This is a genomic window from Photobacterium sp. BZF1, assembly GCF_014349205.1.
GTDB lineage: Bacteria > Pseudomonadota > Gammaproteobacteria > Enterobacterales > Vibrionaceae > Photobacterium.
Genome location: NZ_JACSOF010000024.1, coordinates 36,217 through 54,027, shown reverse-complemented (window position 1 = coordinate 54,027; position 17,811 = coordinate 36,217). Strand labels below are relative to the sequence as shown.

Below are 17,811 nucleotides of genomic sequence, written 5' to 3'. Positions count from 1 at the left end.
GTATACAAAATTAGAGCTCACTTTCTAAATCATTCATTTACTATAAATCAGGTATATAAATAGATATAGAAAAGAATCTAGTCATTATAGAGGGAAAGGTTATGTCAGGCTTTTATGAGCTTTCAGCGAATAAAATCAACGGCGAAATTGTTGATATGGGTGAGTTCGAAGGGAAGGTAGTGTTGGTTGTTAATACCGCAAGTGAATGTGGTTTTACGCCACAGTACAAAGGGCTACAAACTCTGTTTGATAAGTACCAAGAGAAGGGATTGGTGATCCTTGGTTTCCCGTGTAATCAGTTTGGTGGACAGGAACCTGGTGAAAACAACGAAATTGAGCAAGTCTGTCAGCTTAACTACGGGGTAAATTTCCCTATGTTTGAAAAAGTTGATGTCAATGGGCCTGATAGCCATGAAGTCTTCAAATACCTGACCAGTGCGCTCCCTGGATTAATGGGTAAGAAGATCAAATGGAATTTTACCAAGTTTCTGATTGGCCGTGATGGAAAACCGATGAAGCGTTTTGCACCAACCAAAACCCCTGAGGCGATCGAGAAAGATATTGTTCGCGCGCTTGATCGCTAAGCCTTCAGCAAAGCTAGCCCAAAGTCTGTGTGGGCTAGCATGTTCGATTTTTGACGGCCTAATCTTGAGGTTCTTGATATAGGGTGTAATAAATATCTAGGCTCTTTGGCTGTCTAAATTGGACGAGTTGCTCTACCGTTAACTGCTTTGCTTTATTGTGGTAATCCCCATATATATCGATTAACTCTTCAATGGCTTTGTAACGACCACTTTTCTTTTTCTGCTCGGTCAGGTAATGCTTGAAAAACTCTAACTGAACAGAAGAGTCGTTGAAACTTCCCAATGTATCTTGCAGTGTTTTGAGTCGGTCAACTTGTTGCTTGGTATCGCGTGAAGCGAGTATTGGCGCAAAGTACTCAAGGAGATAGCGGAATTTCTTAAAGTCTATTCGAAGTTGATGAATGATGGCGTCATCGCTGTTGGTATCAATGTTGTGGCATTGGCTTTCTATCTGCTTAAATTGATGCCATAACATACTGTGGGCTGTGGCTTTGCAGCCTAACTTGCCCTCTGTGGTCGGATTATCCCGCATACTATCAAGCTGGGTTAGCACTTGTTTGCAAGCCGATTTATATTCACCAGATTTTAGCCACCCTTTGAGTGTCTTCAGAGATTTCCTCCGTTGTGACTGAATATCATCGAAGAAGCGGATCAGGCCTTTGTGGTGCTGATGTTCAAGCAAAGAAAAATATTGTTCCATATTGATGAGGAACACATCGAGATCACGCATCAGGTTGGTGTGCTGCATGAGTTGTCTGAGTGTGTCTTTTAGGATGTCTTTTTCTTTACTGCGAAATAGCGGTTTCAGCAGGCTGATCAACGCACGACTTCTTCTCAGGGCAACACGATATTGATGAATAAACTCTTCATGATCATCGCGGATAATGCCTAGCTCGTGTTTTCTAGCGTGGTCAAACTCGTTAATAAGGAAATGGTAGGTAGGGAGGTAAATTTCTACATCCGGTTTCAGCTGAACGGCTGGTTTTTTTCGTTTTGGTAGCTTGAGCTGATCCCGCTTAGTCACTGACATACTGCAATTGCCTCCTTCATACCTCCTCAATTAACTTTAGTGGGTAAATTGTCATTTTGGCGATGAGAAAGTGAAAATCTCACTGATCAATAACAAGAAAATGATTTTTGTGATAGCTCACTCAATAGTTGCTCTAAGTGTATGTATCAAATTGGCAATATGGGTTTACGTTGGGTGTTTACATTTTTGCAACATGGTTTGCAGCACGAATTTCTCATCCAGGCAGAGAACTGCTAATTCTTTAAATAAGGTCAAATGACTGCATTTTTTAGTGGCTGAAAAGGATGATGAAGATGATTGAGAACCCATTAGGGACGGACGGCTTTGAGTTTGTGGAATACACGGCACCGACACCAGAAGGGATTGCAAACCTAAAACAGCTTTTCCATGACATGGGGTTTGCTGAGGTCGCCAAGCACAAGCACAAATCAGTTTGGTTATACCGTCAAGGTGACGTCAATTTTATCGTCAATGGTGAGCTGCATTCTCAGGCTTCTGGCTTTGCTGGTGTGCATGGTGCAAGCGTTAACGCTATGGCTTTTCGGGTAGCGGATTCTGCAAAGGCATTGGCTTATGCTGTTGAAAAAGGCGCGACGGCTTGCCCTGCACAAGCTGGCCCAATGGAGCTCAATATCCCTGCTATCTACGGAATTGGTGAGTCGCTGATTTACCTCGTAGATCGCTATGGCAGCAACAATATCTATGATATCGACTTTGATTTTTACCCCGATTATCAAGAACGGATGAAAACGCTAGATGCTGGTTTGAACGTTATTGACCACCTCACTCACAACGTGAAGCAGGGCAACATGGATTTATGGGCCAGCTTTTACGAGCGTATTGCCAATTTCAGGGAAATCAGGCATTTCGACATCAAGGGCAAAATGACAGGTTTGCTATCACGGGCGATGACCGCACCTTGCGGCAAGATCCGGATCCCGATCAACGAATCCAGCGACGATAAATCGCAAATTGCTGAATACCTCGATCAATACAACGGTGAGGGGATCCAGCATATCGCCATGAGCACCGATGACATTTTTGCCACGGTATCGAAACTGAAGTCAGGTGGATTGATCTTCATGAATACGCCAGACACCTATTACGAAGGGATCAACAAGCGTGTCCCTGGCCATCACGAAGATGTCGCCAAGCTCCATGATCTGAAGATCCTGATCGACGGCGATGAGACAGGCATCTTGCTGCAGATCTTTACCGATACCGTTATCGGCCCAGTCTTTTTTGAGATCATCCAACGTAAAGGTAATGAAGGGTTCGGTGAAGGTAACTTCCAGGCGCTATTCGAGTCTATCGAGCTCGATCAGATCCGAAGGGGCGTGCTCAAAGCGGAATCTGATTCCTAATTCATGTTTTAAATCCACACTATCCAGTTTGGCCGGTTTGTCCGGCCTTTTTTGTTTTTGTATATGTGAAGTGTTGATTATCAAGCAGCGGGGTTAACGTGTTGTGGACGCAAAAGATGTGAGTTGCAGCACGTTATATAGACTGAATATACGAAAAGAATTCACCATGTATTAAACGTGTATTACTATATACATGTTTAATACAGGTTGGGATTGGTTATGGCAAACTACAGCAAGATTGCTGATCAGCTTATTAAGGTGATTGGTGAAGACAACATCGAGTCGATTGCCCATTGTGCAACACGACTACGGATCATCGTTAAGAATAAAGATCTTATCGATGACAAGAAAATTTCTGATATTGATTTGGTGAAGGGGCAGTTCTTCACATCGGGTCAGTATCAGGTCATCTTCGGTACGGGGATCGTTAATAAGGTTTACGATCAACTGGCCGAGAAAGGCTTTGCCGCCAAAACGGCTAGCGAAGTGAAGCAGGAAGCTATTCAACGTGAGCCTGCACACAAGCGTGCCATGCGCTTTTTCTCAGACGTTTTTGTGCCGCTGCTACCTGCGATTATCGCGACTGGTGTCGGTCTTGGTTTGAAGTCGGTTCTACTTAACCCTGCCATTTTGGCAATGATGGGCCTAACGCCAGAAAGCGTTCCTCAGCCGTTGACCGCATTTTTGGCCGCTGTAACAGAAACCGCCTTTGTGTTCTTGCCGGCCTTGGTTTGCTGGTCTGCCTACCGAGTGGCTGGTGGTTCACCTTCTTTGGGTATTTTGCTGGGTTTGATGCTGATTTCTCCGGCTTTCCCTAATGCATGGGACGTAGCGCTCAACCCAGATGTTAATGCCATCATGCTATTTGATGTGATTGCGTGGCAAGGCTATCAAGGCTCTGTTCTGCCATCGCTGGTTGTTGGTTTGATGGGCGCCAAAATCGAGAAGCGCTTGAATAAGGTAGTACCGGATGTATTACAGCTAATTCTGGTTCCTATCTTGTCAGTATCTATTACTTTGTTCTTGGCATTGAGCGTGCTTGGTCCTGCACTTCAGGTCGTAGAGCAGGGCATTGGCTTTGTTCTGGTTGGTCTTGCTGATATTCCATTTGGTATCGGTGGCTTTATCTATGGCCTGTTCCTGCAAGCGATTGTAGTTACCGGTATGCACCACATCATTACCATGTTTGAAGTCATGCTGGTTAGCCAGACCGGAATGAACCCAATTATCGCGCTGGGTATGCCTTCGATGGCCGCACAAGGTGCAGCAGCTCTCGCTCTGGCTTACCGTTCGCGTAACAAAAAGATCCGCGCGGCGGGTATTCCAGCGGGTGCCACGGTTTATCTGGGTATTACAGAGCCGGCTATTTTCGGTATGAACCTACGGTTTGGTATTCGCCCATTTGTAGTGGCGTCGATTGTCGGTGGTTTCGGTGGTATGGCTGCGGCGCTTCTGGAATTGGCGGCACAGGGTAACGGCATCAGTATGCTGCCTGGTATTCTGTTCTACACCTACGACATGCACCAGTTTGTCTCCTATGCAGCGTTGATGCTTGTTACCTCTATTGTGGCCTTTATTGCAGTCTGCCTATGGGGGATTCCGAAGAAGATGATCGAAGACTACCCGGCTGATGTTGAAAGTACATCATCTAGCAACGAGGCCGCTGCAAAAAAGTCAGTAACAGAAAGTAATGTGGAAACAGCGTAATGATTGATAAGTCGAATCGATTCCGAGCGCTAGGGACGGCTAAACCGGGAGAACTAGAAAACCTACGCCAGCAGATGCTGGCGCAGGATACGGATTACCTTCCTGCTTACCACATTGCACCGAAAACAGGTCACTTGAATGACCCTAACGGGATGGTGTTTGACGGTGAGAAATACCACTTGTTTTATCAGTGGTTTCCGTTTGGTCCGTTCCATGGTATGAAGCATTGGAAATACCTGATCACCAAAGATTTCATCCATTTTGAAGAAGGTGATGTCCTTGCGCCGGAAAACGAGTTTGAAACCCATGGTATCTATTCGGGCGGCGCAATCTGCATCGACGGTTTCATCTACTGCTTCTATAGCGGCAACGTGATGAATGAGGATGGTGAGACATTCTCCCAGAACCAGAATATCGCCAAGTATTCCACTGACGGTAAGCTACTTGATAGATGGAATATTGTGTCGCAAGCCCCTGCTGGCTATACCGGTAACTTCCGTGACCCGAGTCCATTCATCAATGATGACGGCGAACTGATGTTCGTCGTGGGTGCCCAGCGTGAAGACGAATCCGGTGCAACGCTACTGTATAAGATGGCATCACTGACCGAGGCGGAATTGGTCGGCGAGGTTAGCTACGGTGGGAAGTCGGATCTTGCGCAGCAGGCAGATGTGTACATGCATGAATGCCCGGATATCAGCCATTCCAATGGCAAAGACTTGTTCATCCTCTCGCCAATGGGCTTGAAACCACAGGCAGAGCGCTACAACAATATCTTCAGTACCCAGTTGATGATCGGCCAATACCAGAAAGGTGAAATGCACGCCGAGCAGGTGATTGAACTCGACAAAGGGTTTGATTTCTATGCGCCACAAACGTTTACCGATAGTGAGCGAAATATTATGCTGGCTTGGTGCGGTAATGGCTCATTGAGCATCCCGACGGAATTATTGGGTTGGAAATTCATGCTTTCCATGCCGCGTGAATTGCTGATGGAAGGCAATAAGCTGATGCAGCGTCCACTGGTGGAGTTTGATCAACTCAAGCAACCTTTGGTGACATTGGAACAGCCTGGTCGCTATGACATTGACGGTAATCTCAGCCAATCGCACATTGTTGTCGATGGTATTGCTGACCAAGCATTCAGCCTGACCTTGTTTGAGGATGCCGAACATAAACTGGTGCTGACCTACCAAGATGGAAGCCTATTGCTTGACCGTAGCCAGACCATTGAAACCGATGATATGAAGCGTTTTGGCTCAGAGCGGACAGTGAAGATGGAAAGCTTGCAGCAGCTGGAAATCTTTATCGATAACTCAGTGATTGAGATTTTCATCAATGGTGGTGAAGAGGTGATGACATCCCGATTCTTTATCCCGAACCGGAGCCACAACATGGCGTTTGCGGGTGCTGCTGCAGTGAAAATCTCTGAAATGTCAGCGATTTCTTTGTACTAAGGTTTCCCCCGAGCCTTTGTACCCTAATAAAACGTTACTCGTGTTGGGGGTAACGTTTTGGGCGCCCCTTCCATCTTTCGGGGCGCCTTTTCTTTATCTATTACTTTTCTTTATCTACTAATTGGCTTGTTTATTTGTCACCGATACTATTCGTTATAAGCAACAAGCTCGAAATCGTATTCGCTGGTTTTGAAATAAACCTTTGAAAGCTCGAAGATTTGACCGTCCTTGAGATATGAGAGCGACTCATTAATCAAGATAGGCGTTAAAGGATCAATGTCAAAATAGCCTTGAATACGTTTTTCCGGCAAGGCGGGTTTGAGCTTCTGGGTGATCTGGCCAATGCTGTAGCCTTTGGCTTCTAGGTAAGCGAACTTGGAGCCTGCCATATCTTGCTCGGTCATTTCTGGGAGATAGCTGACCGGGATATAAAAGGTTTCGAAAGACGCGACACGGTTGTCCAATAGGCGCTGACGGGAGCAGCAGTAGACTGGGCTGTTTTCTGCGACCTGTAGCTTTTGAGCGACTGCAGCAGGCGCATCAATAACGGCGAAATCAATCACTTTATTACTGACTTTCTGGCCGCCTAACTGGCTTTCTTCTGTTAACCCCACCACATTGACAAAGCTATGTTTGAGTTTCTGCTGGGCAATAAAAGTCCCTTTACCTTTTTCGCTGTATGTCAGCCCTTCTTCATTCAGGAGCTGAATCGCTTTTCGGACAGTTACGCGGCTGACATTGAAATCTTCCACCAGTTGCTTTTCTGAAGGCAATATCGAACCCGGCTTGAAGTTACCGCGTTCAATTTCTTGTTTAATAAAATCTGCAATTTGCACATAGAGTGGCAGTGATTGTTTCTGCGCAATGTAATTCGTCATCATCCCTCCTGGTGAATCTCCAAATTATACCTGACTGATGCAGGGATATCAGCCAACGGAACTACCACTTTTGGGGAGGTAAATCCGCCGTGTTTTATGTTTATAAGCAAGTGGTTAGATATGGTTTTTGGCTGGTTTCAACTGAAAGTGAGTTACAAAACGTAACACTGGAACGCCTGACAAGTCGAAGCGGGCTAGTATTGGCTGCGTGAATGTGATCTACATCACCATCAAGATCGACTTAATAGAGCTAAATTGCTCTTCGTGTGATCGTGATCACCAAGTGATTAACAAGTGTCCCGAGCAGTTCTGTGATGTTGATCATTTATTTTTTATTGACAAATAGGTTTGGACTTATTTGTAGCAAAGTTTCATTACAGTTTTGCAATAAAGATCACGAAGAAAAAGGTTGGAAGGGGGATTTTAGGGGTGTGGCTCACAAAAAACCCGTCATCAGATCGGTTTAAAAATTCTGTGTTAGATTAATTGGGTACTAAGCAATTGGACGGTTTTGGCGAACCGTACCTAACACAAAATCTATAACTGAACATCAGACGGGGAATCGATATGATATCACCAGATGCAAAGATCAAGATACAAAATTTTGGTCGTTTCTTATCTAACATGGTGATGCCTAACATTGGCGCATTCATCGCGTGGGGCTTCATCACAGCACTTTTCATTCCAACGGGTTGGTTCCCGAATGAAGAACTAGCTAAGTTGGTTGGTCCAATGATTACTTACTTGCTGCCGCTACTCATCGGTTATACCGGTGGTAAATTGGTAGGTGGTGATCGCGGTGCCGTAGTCGGTGCCATTACAACCATCGGTGTGATTGTCGGTACCGATATCCCGATGTTCATGGGTGCCATGATGGTGGGACCTCTGGGTGGCTGGGCAATCAAGCGTTTCGACCGCTGGGTTGATGGCAAAGTGAAGAGCGGTTTCGAGATGTTGGTTAACAACTTCTCTGCCGGTATCGTTGGTATGCTATGTGCCATCCTTGCCTTCTACATGATTGGTCCTTTCGTGAAGGTATTGTCATCAGCCTTGGCTGGTGGGGTAAACATGCTGGTGAGCGCAGGCCTGCTTCCTCTGACGTCAATTTTTGTCGAGCCAGCGAAGATCCTGTTCCTCAACAATGCAATTAACCACGGTATCTTCTCTCCTCTGGGTATCCAGCAGGCAAACGAGATGGGTCAGTCAATCTTCTTCCTGATTGAAGCTAACCCAGGTCCTGGCCTAGGCATCCTACTGGCTTACATGGTGTTTGGTCGCGGTACGGCTAAACAAACTGCTGGCGGTGCATCTATCATCCACTTCTTCGGTGGTATCCATGAGATTTACTTCCCGTACATCTTGATGAACCCACGTCTAATCCTTGCGGTTATCGCAGGTGGTATGGCGGGTGTGTTCACCCTAACAGTATTCGATGCAGGCATTGTGTCTCCAGCATCACCGGGTTCAATCTTCGCAATCTTGCTAATGACACCTAAAGCATCATTTGTCGGGGTAATCCTTTCAGTTATCGCAGCAACGTCCGTGTCTTTCTGTGTCGCTGCACTACTGATGAAAACGCAGAAAGTGACAGATGAAGAAGGCGACGACCTTGCAGAAGCAACGAGTAAGATGAAAGGCATGAAAGCTTCTTCAAAAGGGTCTAAAGGTTCTCCAGCAACTGTACTTGCTCAATCTGAATTCAATCTAGCCAATGTGCGCAACATCATCGTCGCTTGTGATGCCGGTATGGGCTCCAGTGCGATGGGTGCCAGCCTACTTCGTAAGAAAGTTCAGGAAGCTGGCCTAAATATTAGTGTGACCAACTGTGCTATCAATAGCTTGCCGCAAGAGGTGGATATCGTGATTACTCATAAAGATTTGACTGACCGTGCTCGTAAGCATGCAGCTAATGCCCAGCACCTTTCGCTAACTAACTTCCTTGATAGCCAGGTGTACAACGACCTAGTAACCAGCATTGTGGCAGCGGGCAGCCCAGAAGCCGCCAATGATGGTGAAATGGTAAAAGTTTCTCCTATTGCTGCCAACGATGACAGCTTTGAAGAGCAACCAGCGCAGGTATTCCAGATTCAAGCGGAGAATATCCACCTTGGCCTGAAGGCGAACAGTAAAGAAGAAGCAATCCGTTACGCTGGTGAGCAACTGGTTAAGCTTGGCTACGCACAAGATGAATATGTTGATGCCATGTTCGAGCGTGAAAAATTGGTACCGACTTACCTTGGCGAGTCAATCGCCGTACCTCACGGTACAGTGGAAGCTAAAGACAAGGTTATGAAAACCGGCATCATTATCTGCCAATACCAAGACGGTGTGCAGTTTACTGAAGACGAGGACGATGTAGCGAAACTGGTAATCGGTATCGCAGCCAAAAATGATGAACACATTCAGGTAATTACTACCATCACCAATGCACTTGATGATCCAGAGGCGATTGAGCGCTTGACCACGACCAGTGATGTCAACGAAGTGCTAGAAATTCTAGCCGGCGAGAAAGCCGCTTAATCACCCCAATCATTGAGTTAAATCGAGGCCGGTGTTCCCCCTCCGGCCTCACCCCTCTAGCGCGTTAATAGAGAACATTTTTTAGGTAGGAATTATTATGAAAGCAGTACATTTTGGTGCAGGTAACATCGGTCGTGGTTTTATTGGTAAATTGCTAGCAGACGCTAACGTAGCCGTTACGTTTGCAGATGTTGATGAGCCGTTGGTTGACCAACTAAGCCATGACCAGTCATACAAGGTAAAAGTGGTTGGTAGCGAGTGTAAAATCGATACGGTTACCCACGTAACAGCCGTTAACTCAGCAAGCCAGGACGTAATTGATCAGATTATCCACACTGACATGGTGACTACCGCTGTTGGTCCTAACGTATTGGATATCATTGCAAAAACCATTGCGACTGGCATAACACACCGTTTCGAAGCGGGTAATAGCAACCCACTTAATATCATTGCTTGTGAAAACATGGTGCGTGGTACGACCCACCTGAAAGAAGAAGTCTACAAACACCTGAACAGCATTTACCACAGCCAAGCTGATGAGTTGGTCGGCTTTGTTGATTCAGCTGTTGACCGTATCGTACCTCCTTCAGAGGCGGCCAATGATGACCCATTGGAAGTAACGGTAGAAAGCTTCAGTGAGTGGATTGTTGACAAACAGCAGTTCAAAGGTGATATCCCTGCCATCGAAGGCATGGAAACCACTGATAACCTGATGGCTTTTGTTGAACGTAAGCTATTTACCTTGAATACAGGCCATATCGTTACCGCTTACCTTGGTTCCCTTAAAGGTCACGAGACAGTTCGCGATGCGATTGAAGACCAAGAGATCTATGACCAAGTTAAAGCTGCCATGCAGGAGAGTGGTGAGGTGCTGATCCGTCGTTATGGTTTTGACCGTGATATGCACAATGCCTACATCGATAAGATCCTGAGCCGTTTTGCCAACCCATACCTGCGTGATGAAATCGACCGTGTTGGCCGTCAACCAATCCGTAAGTTGGGTGCCAATGACCGCCTAATCAAACCGCTGTTAGGCACGATGGAGTACGGTGTCGAAAACGGTATGCTGCTAAAAGGTATTGCCGCAGCATTCAAATACACTAATGACACAGATCCACAAGCGATCGAACTGCAAGCGTCATTGAAAGAAATTGGTCTGCGTCCAACATTGGCGAAATACACTGGCCTTGATGCCGAAGGTGAAGAAGCGAAAAAAGTTGAAGCACTTTTCCAGTCGCTTTAAGTATTGGATAAAAAGGAGGCGCAATGGCGCCTCCTTTTGCTTTATATCCGAATCGCTTTATACCTAAGTCACTTTATACCCAAGTCTCTTTCGCTGAATCAAGCAACCTGAGGTGATTTGGGTATAGGGCGTTAAATGATAAATCTCGAAGTAGGAAGTGGGGTAGAGTCATGAACCTGACCAAAAATAAATTCCGAGTGGGCGATATGGTTATCGTTAACTGTGGCATGGTAGATCCTGATTTTGGCCAGGAGATCTCCGGTTGGATTGGAACGATTGAAAGCTGCCATTTTATTGAAGGGCAGGGCTATATCTACAAACTACGTTGGAGTGATGAAACACTCATGGAAAACAGTGTGTTAAAGGTTTCTTGCCAAGATCTCGGGTTAGAGTTTGAAACCATGCAGTTATTTGAAAACGAGCTGTCCCTTCACTCATCGGTACGGGGTAAGCACTTTATTCAGCAATGCTTGGCTTTGCCTAGGCGTGAACGGGCACATAGCTATGCCGGTTTTGCATTTTGTTAGGTGAAAATTGGTAATTTAAACAATACTTTGAAATAAGCAATTGTGCGGTTTGGCTCGACTTGGGTATAGTGGTTAAAGAAAGAAAAATGATGGGATGATTTATGCTTTCACCAACAACAAAAATAAAAATACACAGCTTCGGTCGTTTTCTTACCAATATGGTTTTACCCAATATTGGTGCATTTATCGCTTGGGGCTTTCTAACCGCTTTATTTATTCCGACCGGTTGGTGGCCCAACGAGGCTATAGCACAGCTTGTCGAGCCAATGATTATCTATTTATTGCCCCTGCTCATAGGCTATTCAGGCGGTAAGCTCATTGGTGGGGAGCGAGGCGCAGTCGTCGGTGCTGTTACCACTATGGGCGCGATTGTTGGCACCGATATCCCAATGTTTATGGGGGCAATGATCCTCGGACCAATGGGCGGTTGGATCATTAAGAAGTTCGATCAGGCGGTTGAGGGTAAGGTCAAAAGTGGCTTCGAGATGCTGGTGAACAATTTCTCATCCGGCATCATCGGAATGGTATGCGCCATAATTGCCTTCTTTATGATTGGACCTGCAGTCAAAATCATTGCTGTTGCCTTGGCAACAGGGGTGAATGCCATGATAGATATTGGCTTGTTGCCTTTGACCTCGATATTCGTTGAACCTGCCAAAGTGTTGTTTTTAAACAATGCCGTCAATCATGGTATTTTCTCGCCGCTGGGAGTACAGCAAGTACGAGAAGCCGGAGATTCTATCTTCTTCCTGATTGAGGCAAACCCCGGCCCGGGGCTTGGTATTTTACTGGCTTATATGGTGTTTGGTCAGGGGATGGCGAAGCAAACCGCAGGCGGTGCCACGATTATTCATTTCTTTGGCGGGATCCATGAGATTTACTTCCCGTATATATTGATGAAGCCAAGGTTGATCCTTGCGGCCATTGCTGGAGGCATGGCGGGCGTGTTTGTCCTGTCTTTCTTTGATGCTGGGATGGTATCGCCAGCTTCACCGGGCTCAATTTTTGCGATTTTACTGTTGACCCCGAAGGCATCACTGCTTGGTGTCGTATTGTCTATTGTATCAGCAACCCTAGTGTCCTTTGCTGTTGCGGGTATTTTGCTTAAAACCGAACCGAATGCGGACGAGAAGTGCGAAAAAGCGGCAGGCAAGGCATCATAAAGTGAAATAATACTGGCCGTGATGATACAATCACTTTTATAACAACAGGTTAAGGAGGCTAAGTGCTATCCTTTTGTTACAGAGATACATAATTTATGGCACATAGTGACCAAGAATCTGACATTTTAGAGCGGCTCAATGATGCCCCGACGGTACGAGGTTTTTTCATTACCTCGGTTGAGGTGTTTGATGAAGCGGTTGAAAATCTGATCCAGCGGATCTTCCGCAAAGATGACTTTGCCGTGAAGTCTGTTGTCGAACCCTTGTTGAGCCAGTCAGGCCCGTTAGGGGAGCTTTCTGTGCGCCTCAAGTTATTGTTTGGTTTGGGCGTAGTTGAAGACAATGTGTACCACGATATCGAAGCGATAATTAAGCTGCGTGACTTTTTGAATAAAGAAGGTAAGGAATATAGCTTTACTGAGCCAGCTATTCTCGACCCTGTCAAACAGCTACATATGGTGCAAACCATGGGGGTCGTTTTGCTTGATGTCGCGCCCCCAGATGATGATACTGATATTACTTTCTATCAGATGCAACTAGCCCGCCAAGAACAAGTGATCAAATCAGCAATGGCACTGGCTGTATCAGGTATTTGTGCCGAGCTCGACAAAGACAGTCCATTCTAAATCTTCGTTTTCCTGACCCTAACCCTAACTTTTAGCCTGTTTTGCTTTTCATTTTTACGCGCTCTACACATAATGAGAGGCAAGATGTAGCTAAAACGGGTTAGTTGTGGAAAAAAGAAAACGTATAACGATAGCCGACATTGCCAAATTGGCAGGGGTTTCCAAAACAACCGCAAGTATGGTGCTAAATGGAAGGGCATCGACTTTTCGGATCAAGGATGAAACGCGTGAGCGGGTTCTCGCAGTCGCAAAAGAGCAAAATTACTCGCCGAATGTTCATGCCAAGTCACTACAAGCTAAGCGTTCAGATGCCATTGGCTTGGTGATCCCAGATCTCACCAACTTTGGTTTTGCCTCTATTTCCCGCGAACTTGAGCGTTTATGCCGTGAGGCTGGGTTACAGCTTTTTATCGCTTGTTCAGAAGATAATCCAGAGATTGAACGGCAGGCTGTAGAAGGGCTGGTCAAACGACAGGTCGATGGTTTAATCATTGCTTCAAGCCAAACCGATGATGACAATTACCAGGCATTAACCAAGCAGATCCCGGTGCTGCAACTAGACCGCCATATCGGACAATCCACGTTACCAATGGTAATTACCGATGCTGCAAAAGTAACCGCTGAATTAATTAGCAAAACAGCGGAGTCGGTCGATGAGTTTTATTACTTCGGTGGTCAACTGGAGTTATCCCCAAGTCGTCACCGCCTAGCCGGATTCAAACTGGGTTTGAGCAGGGCAGGGCTGGAGCTAGACGATGCCTGGATTCGGCACCGTGATTACCAAACCGAGTCTGGTTATGTGTTGATGGAGCAACTCCATAAAGAGCTAGGCCGGTTGCCAAAAGCGCTTTTCACTGCGTCCTATACCTTACTTGAAGGGGTACTGCGATACCTGAATGAACACAATCAATTAAACGCATTGCTAAACAAAGAGATGCGCTTGGTCACTTTCGATAACCATGACCTCCTTGATTGTCTTCCTTTGAATATTGACTCGATCGCGCAAAACAGTGAGGAGTTAGCTAAACGTAGCTTTCAGCTCATCCAGCTTTTGATGTCCAGTCAAAATGTCACACCGACCGCTTTTGCTTTGGATGCCACCATTCGCTGGCGAAGCGAATAATTACTTTTCTTGATAAAATTCTAGCCCCTGTTAATGAGAAAGTTAGCAGGGGTAAAACGATAAACTTAATGACCGTCTCAATTCACCATAAATAATTTGAAATTAGTCACAGCATAATCGCCTTTTTGAAATGGCGATTAACGAATGCGTGCTAAATCCAGTAAACCAAATTGCCCCTACCGCACTGCCGAATATATCTTCGCTACCGGGTTTCATTGCTCAATGTAGAGCATTCGACCATTCCATGTGTGTTTACCGACATATAGCCTGATCACAAAAAAGCACTAAATTGTTTAAGTGATCACAAAGCTAAACGGTTTTAGCAAGTTTTTCTCGATCTGCTAAAACAGTTTAGCAATAATCGCAGCGAACACAATGATTAGCATATATAACAATTATCCGGAGTATCTTTTATGAAACGCAGTGGTCTATTCAAACTGTCCCTAGCTGCTTTAGCAGTCGCAACGTCTTTCACAGCAACAGCAGGGATCAGCATCATTGATAATGAGCAAGGTAGCTTTTCTATCGGTGGTGATGTTGAGTTTGATTTTAACTACCAAGACAATGACCAAGCCGACACGCTGAATACCGAAAATAAAGATTCGAACTACAACCAGACAGGTCGTGTCCTGATTGAATTTGCCGGTGAGCGCAAAACAGAAAGTGGCCACTACCTAGCAGTAAAGGCACAGCCTTTGATGGACTCAAATGGTGAAGTAAACCTTGATGATGCTTACTTCTCATTCGGTAAACAAGGTGGTTGGGACCTTCGTATGGGTCGCTTCGAAGCGTACGATATGTTCCCTGTTGGTCAGGATACATTCCTAGAATACTCAGGCGATACCGCCAATGACCTATACCGCGATGGTGCAGGTTATGTATACCAAATGAAAGAAGCACGAGGCCGTGCAACATCAGCAGGCCAGCTCATGTACAGCCAAACCTTTGATAACCTTTATGTTGAGCTAGCAAGTGTAATCGGTGAGCGTGCTGATTTGTTTGGTACAAATACCGAAGGTGATGGCGTTACTTACCACGGTCGTGAAGTCATTTCTAACAAGGATGCCATCGTAGTTCGACCAGTTGTTGCTTACCAAATGGGTGACTTCCGCATTGCAGGTGCTATTGAAGCAAACCTTGTCAAAGATGCGGTAATTGATGATGCTGGCAATGATCTAAGCGACCGTATTGGTTACGGTATTACCGCGAACTACACCGTAAATGACCTATCTGTAAATGCAAACGTTGCGTATCTTGATGCGCTAAATGAAAAGGATACATCTGTTGGTCTTAACGTATTGTGGAAAGGTTTTGGCCTTGGCTACATCTATGGTGTGAATGACTTCGATGCAAAATCTGATTTCTACGACGGTAAAGTGAAGATTGATACCTTCTACGCATCTTATGAGTTTGCCAACGTGCTGGACGTGGAAGACTTCTCAATCTACCTAGGTGCTTTCCACACTAGCTTGAATGAAGAAGGTAAGCGTTTGAATGAAGGCGCAATGTTCAGTGAGCTGGATGACAAAGGTGCTCGCGTACGCTTCAAGTACTTCTTCTAAGCTAAACGTCTCTTAAATACTGTTATCTTTTGTTCTTTTCAGTCCTTTTGGGCAACAGTTAATCCTGTTGCCACTTTTCACCGGGAAGTGATATTCACTTCCCGTCTTTTATTGGGCCGAGTGCTATCGCCCAACCCATTAGATTGCTATACCACCAAGCATTGAGCTTAACTCCGAAATTAAACTCGGCGTCTAGTGTTGGGACAACATTTTTGAATTCCATCACATAGCGAAATAAATCCAACGTGTAATCTCTGAAGTTTATATTTCTTATTATGTGGAAAAGAAGATAACGGTGCTCTTCAAGGGCACACCGAGTGAGGTTTTGCCATGAACAGGATGCCAAAATGGTGGCACGATGCTGTCGTATACCAGATTTACCCGCGTAGTTTTTGCGACAGTGACAACGACGGTATAGGTGATCTGCAAGGTATTATCAGCAAGCTGGATTACCTGAAAACCTTGGGGGTGAATGTGCTATGGCTGTCACCGGTGTATAAGTCGCCAATGGATGACAATGGTTATGATATTTCTGACTATCAGGATATCGCACCGGAATTTGGCACCATGGAAGATATGGAACAGTTGTTGGCAGAGGCGCAACAGCGCGACATTCGCATTATTATGGATTTGGTTGTGAATCATACTTCTGATGAGCATCCGTGGTTTGCCGAAGCGAGAAAGTCGAAAGGCAGCCCGTATCGTGATTATTACATTTGGCGAAAGCCTGGCGAAAACGGCGGTGTCCCTGACGAAATGGGTTCTGTTTTTGGAGGCAGTGGCTGGGAGTACGACGAGCAAACTGGTGAGTATTTCCTGCATATTTTCTCCAAGCGCCAGCCGGACCTGAATTGGGAAAACCCTAAGGTCCAAGAAGAAGTTCACAAGATGATGAACTGGTGGATCGATAAGGGGATTGGTGGTTTTCGCTTGGATGTTATTGATTTGATCGGTAAGGAAATCGACAAGAAAATCACCGGCAACGGCCCGCGTCTGCATCCGCTGATTCAGCAAATGAACCGCGCCACTTTTGGTGATAAGGATTTGCTCACCGTAGGCGAAACATGGGATGCGACACCTGAGATTGCCACACTGTATAGCGATCCTCGCCGTGAAGAGCTTTCGATGGTGTTCCAGTTCGAGCATATTAGCTTGACGTGGAAGCATGGTGATAAGTGGCAGCCAATCCCATTGGATCTCCCAACGTTCAAGAAGGCATTGACCAAGTGGCAAGTAGAGCTTGCTGACGAAGGCTGGAACTCCTTGTTCTGGAACAACCATGACTTACCTCGCGTGGTCTCGAAATACGGCTGTGAAGGTCAGTACCGAGTTGAATCAGCCAAAATGCTGGCAACGACACTGCATTTGATGAAAGGTACGCCCTATATTTACCAAGGTGAAGAAATAGGCATGACCAATGTGGCCTTTGATAGCATTGATGAGTACCGGGATATAGAGACGCTTAATTTCTACCAAGAACGTACTGAGAACGGGGTTGCTCCAGAAACCATGTTGGCAGCCGTGCATGAGAACAGCCGCGATAACGCACGAACACCGATGCAGTGGAATAACAGTGCCAACGGTGGTTTTTCGACTGCCGAGCCTTGGATTAAGGCTAACCCGAACTACTCAGAGGTGAATGTCAGTGCGGCGCTGGAAGACCCGAATTCTGTGTTCTACCACTACCAGACGTTGATTGAACTGCGTAAGTCGCTACCAGTTATTGTCTATGGTGAGTTCGAGCCTGTATTTGAACAACATGACAAGATCTTTGGCTATGTGCGACAAGATGATAAACAGCGTTTGTTTGTGCTCAATAACTTTACCGCTGAAGACGTCACAGTTGAACTGCCTGAAGCTTTGCAAGCTGAGCATGTAGAGTGTGTGATTGCTAACTACGGGGACTATCAAGCTCTGCCGGCAATTTTGGACCTGAAACCTTATGAGTCCTTTGCTGTGCTGTACCAGTAGTTTGCGTTGTGCATTTTGTGGAAAAAACAGCCTAGCATCTAACTAGGCTGTTTGAT

At 45.8% G+C, this 17,811-nt stretch carries 13 protein-coding genes and 1 pseudogene; 12 read left to right on the top strand and 2 right to left on the bottom strand.

Features of this window, described 5'->3' with window-relative positions:
- Positions 1-101: 101 nt before the first annotated feature.
- The gene (locus BIZ37_RS07430) at positions 102-584 is read left to right on the top strand and encodes a glutathione peroxidase (protein ID WP_187460977.1); all 483 of its coding nucleotides are present in this window, start codon (positions 102-104) and stop codon (positions 582-584) included.
- A 58-nt stretch (positions 585-642) separates the two neighbouring features.
- Here BIZ37_RS07430 and BIZ37_RS07425 read toward each other — a convergent pair whose 3' ends face one another.
- Positions 643-1,614 (bottom strand): CHAD domain-containing protein, encoded by a 972-nt coding sequence (locus BIZ37_RS07425; RefSeq protein ID WP_187460976.1) that lies wholly within the window; start codon positions 1,612-1,614, stop codon positions 643-645.
- 287 nt (positions 1,615-1,901) lie between these two features.
- Between BIZ37_RS07425 and hppD the strand changes: the two genes are divergently transcribed.
- From hppD to BIZ37_RS07410, 3 genes are all read left to right on the top strand, one after another.
- Positions 1,902-2,978: a 4-hydroxyphenylpyruvate dioxygenase gene (hppD, locus tag BIZ37_RS07420; RefSeq protein ID WP_187460981.1), complete on the top strand. Its 1,077-nt coding sequence runs from the start codon at positions 1,902-1,904 to the stop codon at positions 2,976-2,978.
- A gap of 219 nt (positions 2,979-3,197) precedes the next feature.
- On the top strand, positions 3,198-4,685 hold the full coding sequence (locus tag BIZ37_RS07415; RefSeq protein WP_187460975.1) for a PTS transporter subunit EIIC: 1,488 nt from the start codon (positions 3,198-3,200) through the stop codon (positions 4,683-4,685).
- Positions 4,685-6,142, top strand: a complete 1,458-nt coding sequence (locus BIZ37_RS07410) for a sucrose-6-phosphate hydrolase (protein WP_187460974.1) — start codon at positions 4,685-4,687, stop codon at positions 6,140-6,142. The genes BIZ37_RS07415 and BIZ37_RS07410 overlap by 1 nt, the downstream gene beginning before the upstream one ends.
- Before the next feature lie 146 nt (positions 6,143-6,288).
- Here the strand turns inward: BIZ37_RS07410 and BIZ37_RS07405 are convergent, their stop codons facing one another.
- Entirely contained in the window at positions 6,289-7,020 is a 732-nt protein-coding gene (locus BIZ37_RS07405; RefSeq protein WP_222939615.1) for a GntR family transcriptional regulator, read from the bottom strand.
- Between the two features lie 567 nt (positions 7,021-7,587).
- Between BIZ37_RS07405 and BIZ37_RS07400 the strand changes: the two genes are divergently transcribed.
- From BIZ37_RS07400 to BIZ37_RS07365, 8 genes and pseudogenes are all read left to right on the top strand, one after another.
- Positions 7,588-9,540, top strand: a complete 1,953-nt coding sequence (locus tag BIZ37_RS07400) for a PTS mannitol transporter subunit IICBA (RefSeq protein WP_187460972.1) — start codon at positions 7,588-7,590, stop codon at positions 9,538-9,540.
- A 97-nt stretch (positions 9,541-9,637) separates the two neighbouring features.
- Entirely contained in the window at positions 9,638-10,783 is a 1,146-nt protein-coding gene (locus BIZ37_RS07395) for a mannitol-1-phosphate 5-dehydrogenase (RefSeq protein WP_187460971.1), read from the top strand.
- Positions 10,784-10,953: 170 nt separating this feature from the next.
- A complete protein-coding gene (locus BIZ37_RS07390) occupies positions 10,954-11,310 on the top strand; it encodes a hypothetical protein (protein WP_187460970.1) in 357 nt (118 codons plus the stop codon).
- A gap of 101 nt (positions 11,311-11,411) precedes the next feature.
- Positions 11,412-12,464 (top strand): annotated as a pseudogene (locus BIZ37_RS07385) (PTS mannitol transporter subunit IICBA); the annotation flags it as partial.
- A 104-nt stretch (positions 12,465-12,568) separates the two neighbouring features.
- Positions 12,569-13,099: an MltR family transcriptional regulator gene (locus tag BIZ37_RS07380; RefSeq protein ID WP_107297093.1), complete on the top strand. Its 531-nt coding sequence runs from the start codon at positions 12,569-12,571 to the stop codon at positions 13,097-13,099.
- 106 nt (positions 13,100-13,205) lie between these two features.
- The gene (locus BIZ37_RS07375; protein ID WP_187460968.1) at positions 13,206-14,222 is read left to right on the top strand and encodes a LacI family DNA-binding transcriptional regulator; all 1,017 of its coding nucleotides are present in this window, start codon (positions 13,206-13,208) and stop codon (positions 14,220-14,222) included.
- Positions 14,223-14,635: 413 nt separating this feature from the next.
- Positions 14,636-15,784, top strand: coding sequence for a carbohydrate porin (locus BIZ37_RS07370; RefSeq protein ID WP_187460967.1), 1,149 nt, complete (start codon positions 14,636-14,638; stop codon positions 15,782-15,784).
- A gap of 330 nt (positions 15,785-16,114) precedes the next feature.
- Positions 16,115-17,755: an alpha-glucosidase gene (locus tag BIZ37_RS07365; protein WP_304622263.1), complete on the top strand. Its 1,641-nt coding sequence runs from the start codon at positions 16,115-16,117 to the stop codon at positions 17,753-17,755.
- Positions 17,756-17,811: the final 56 nt, after the last annotated feature.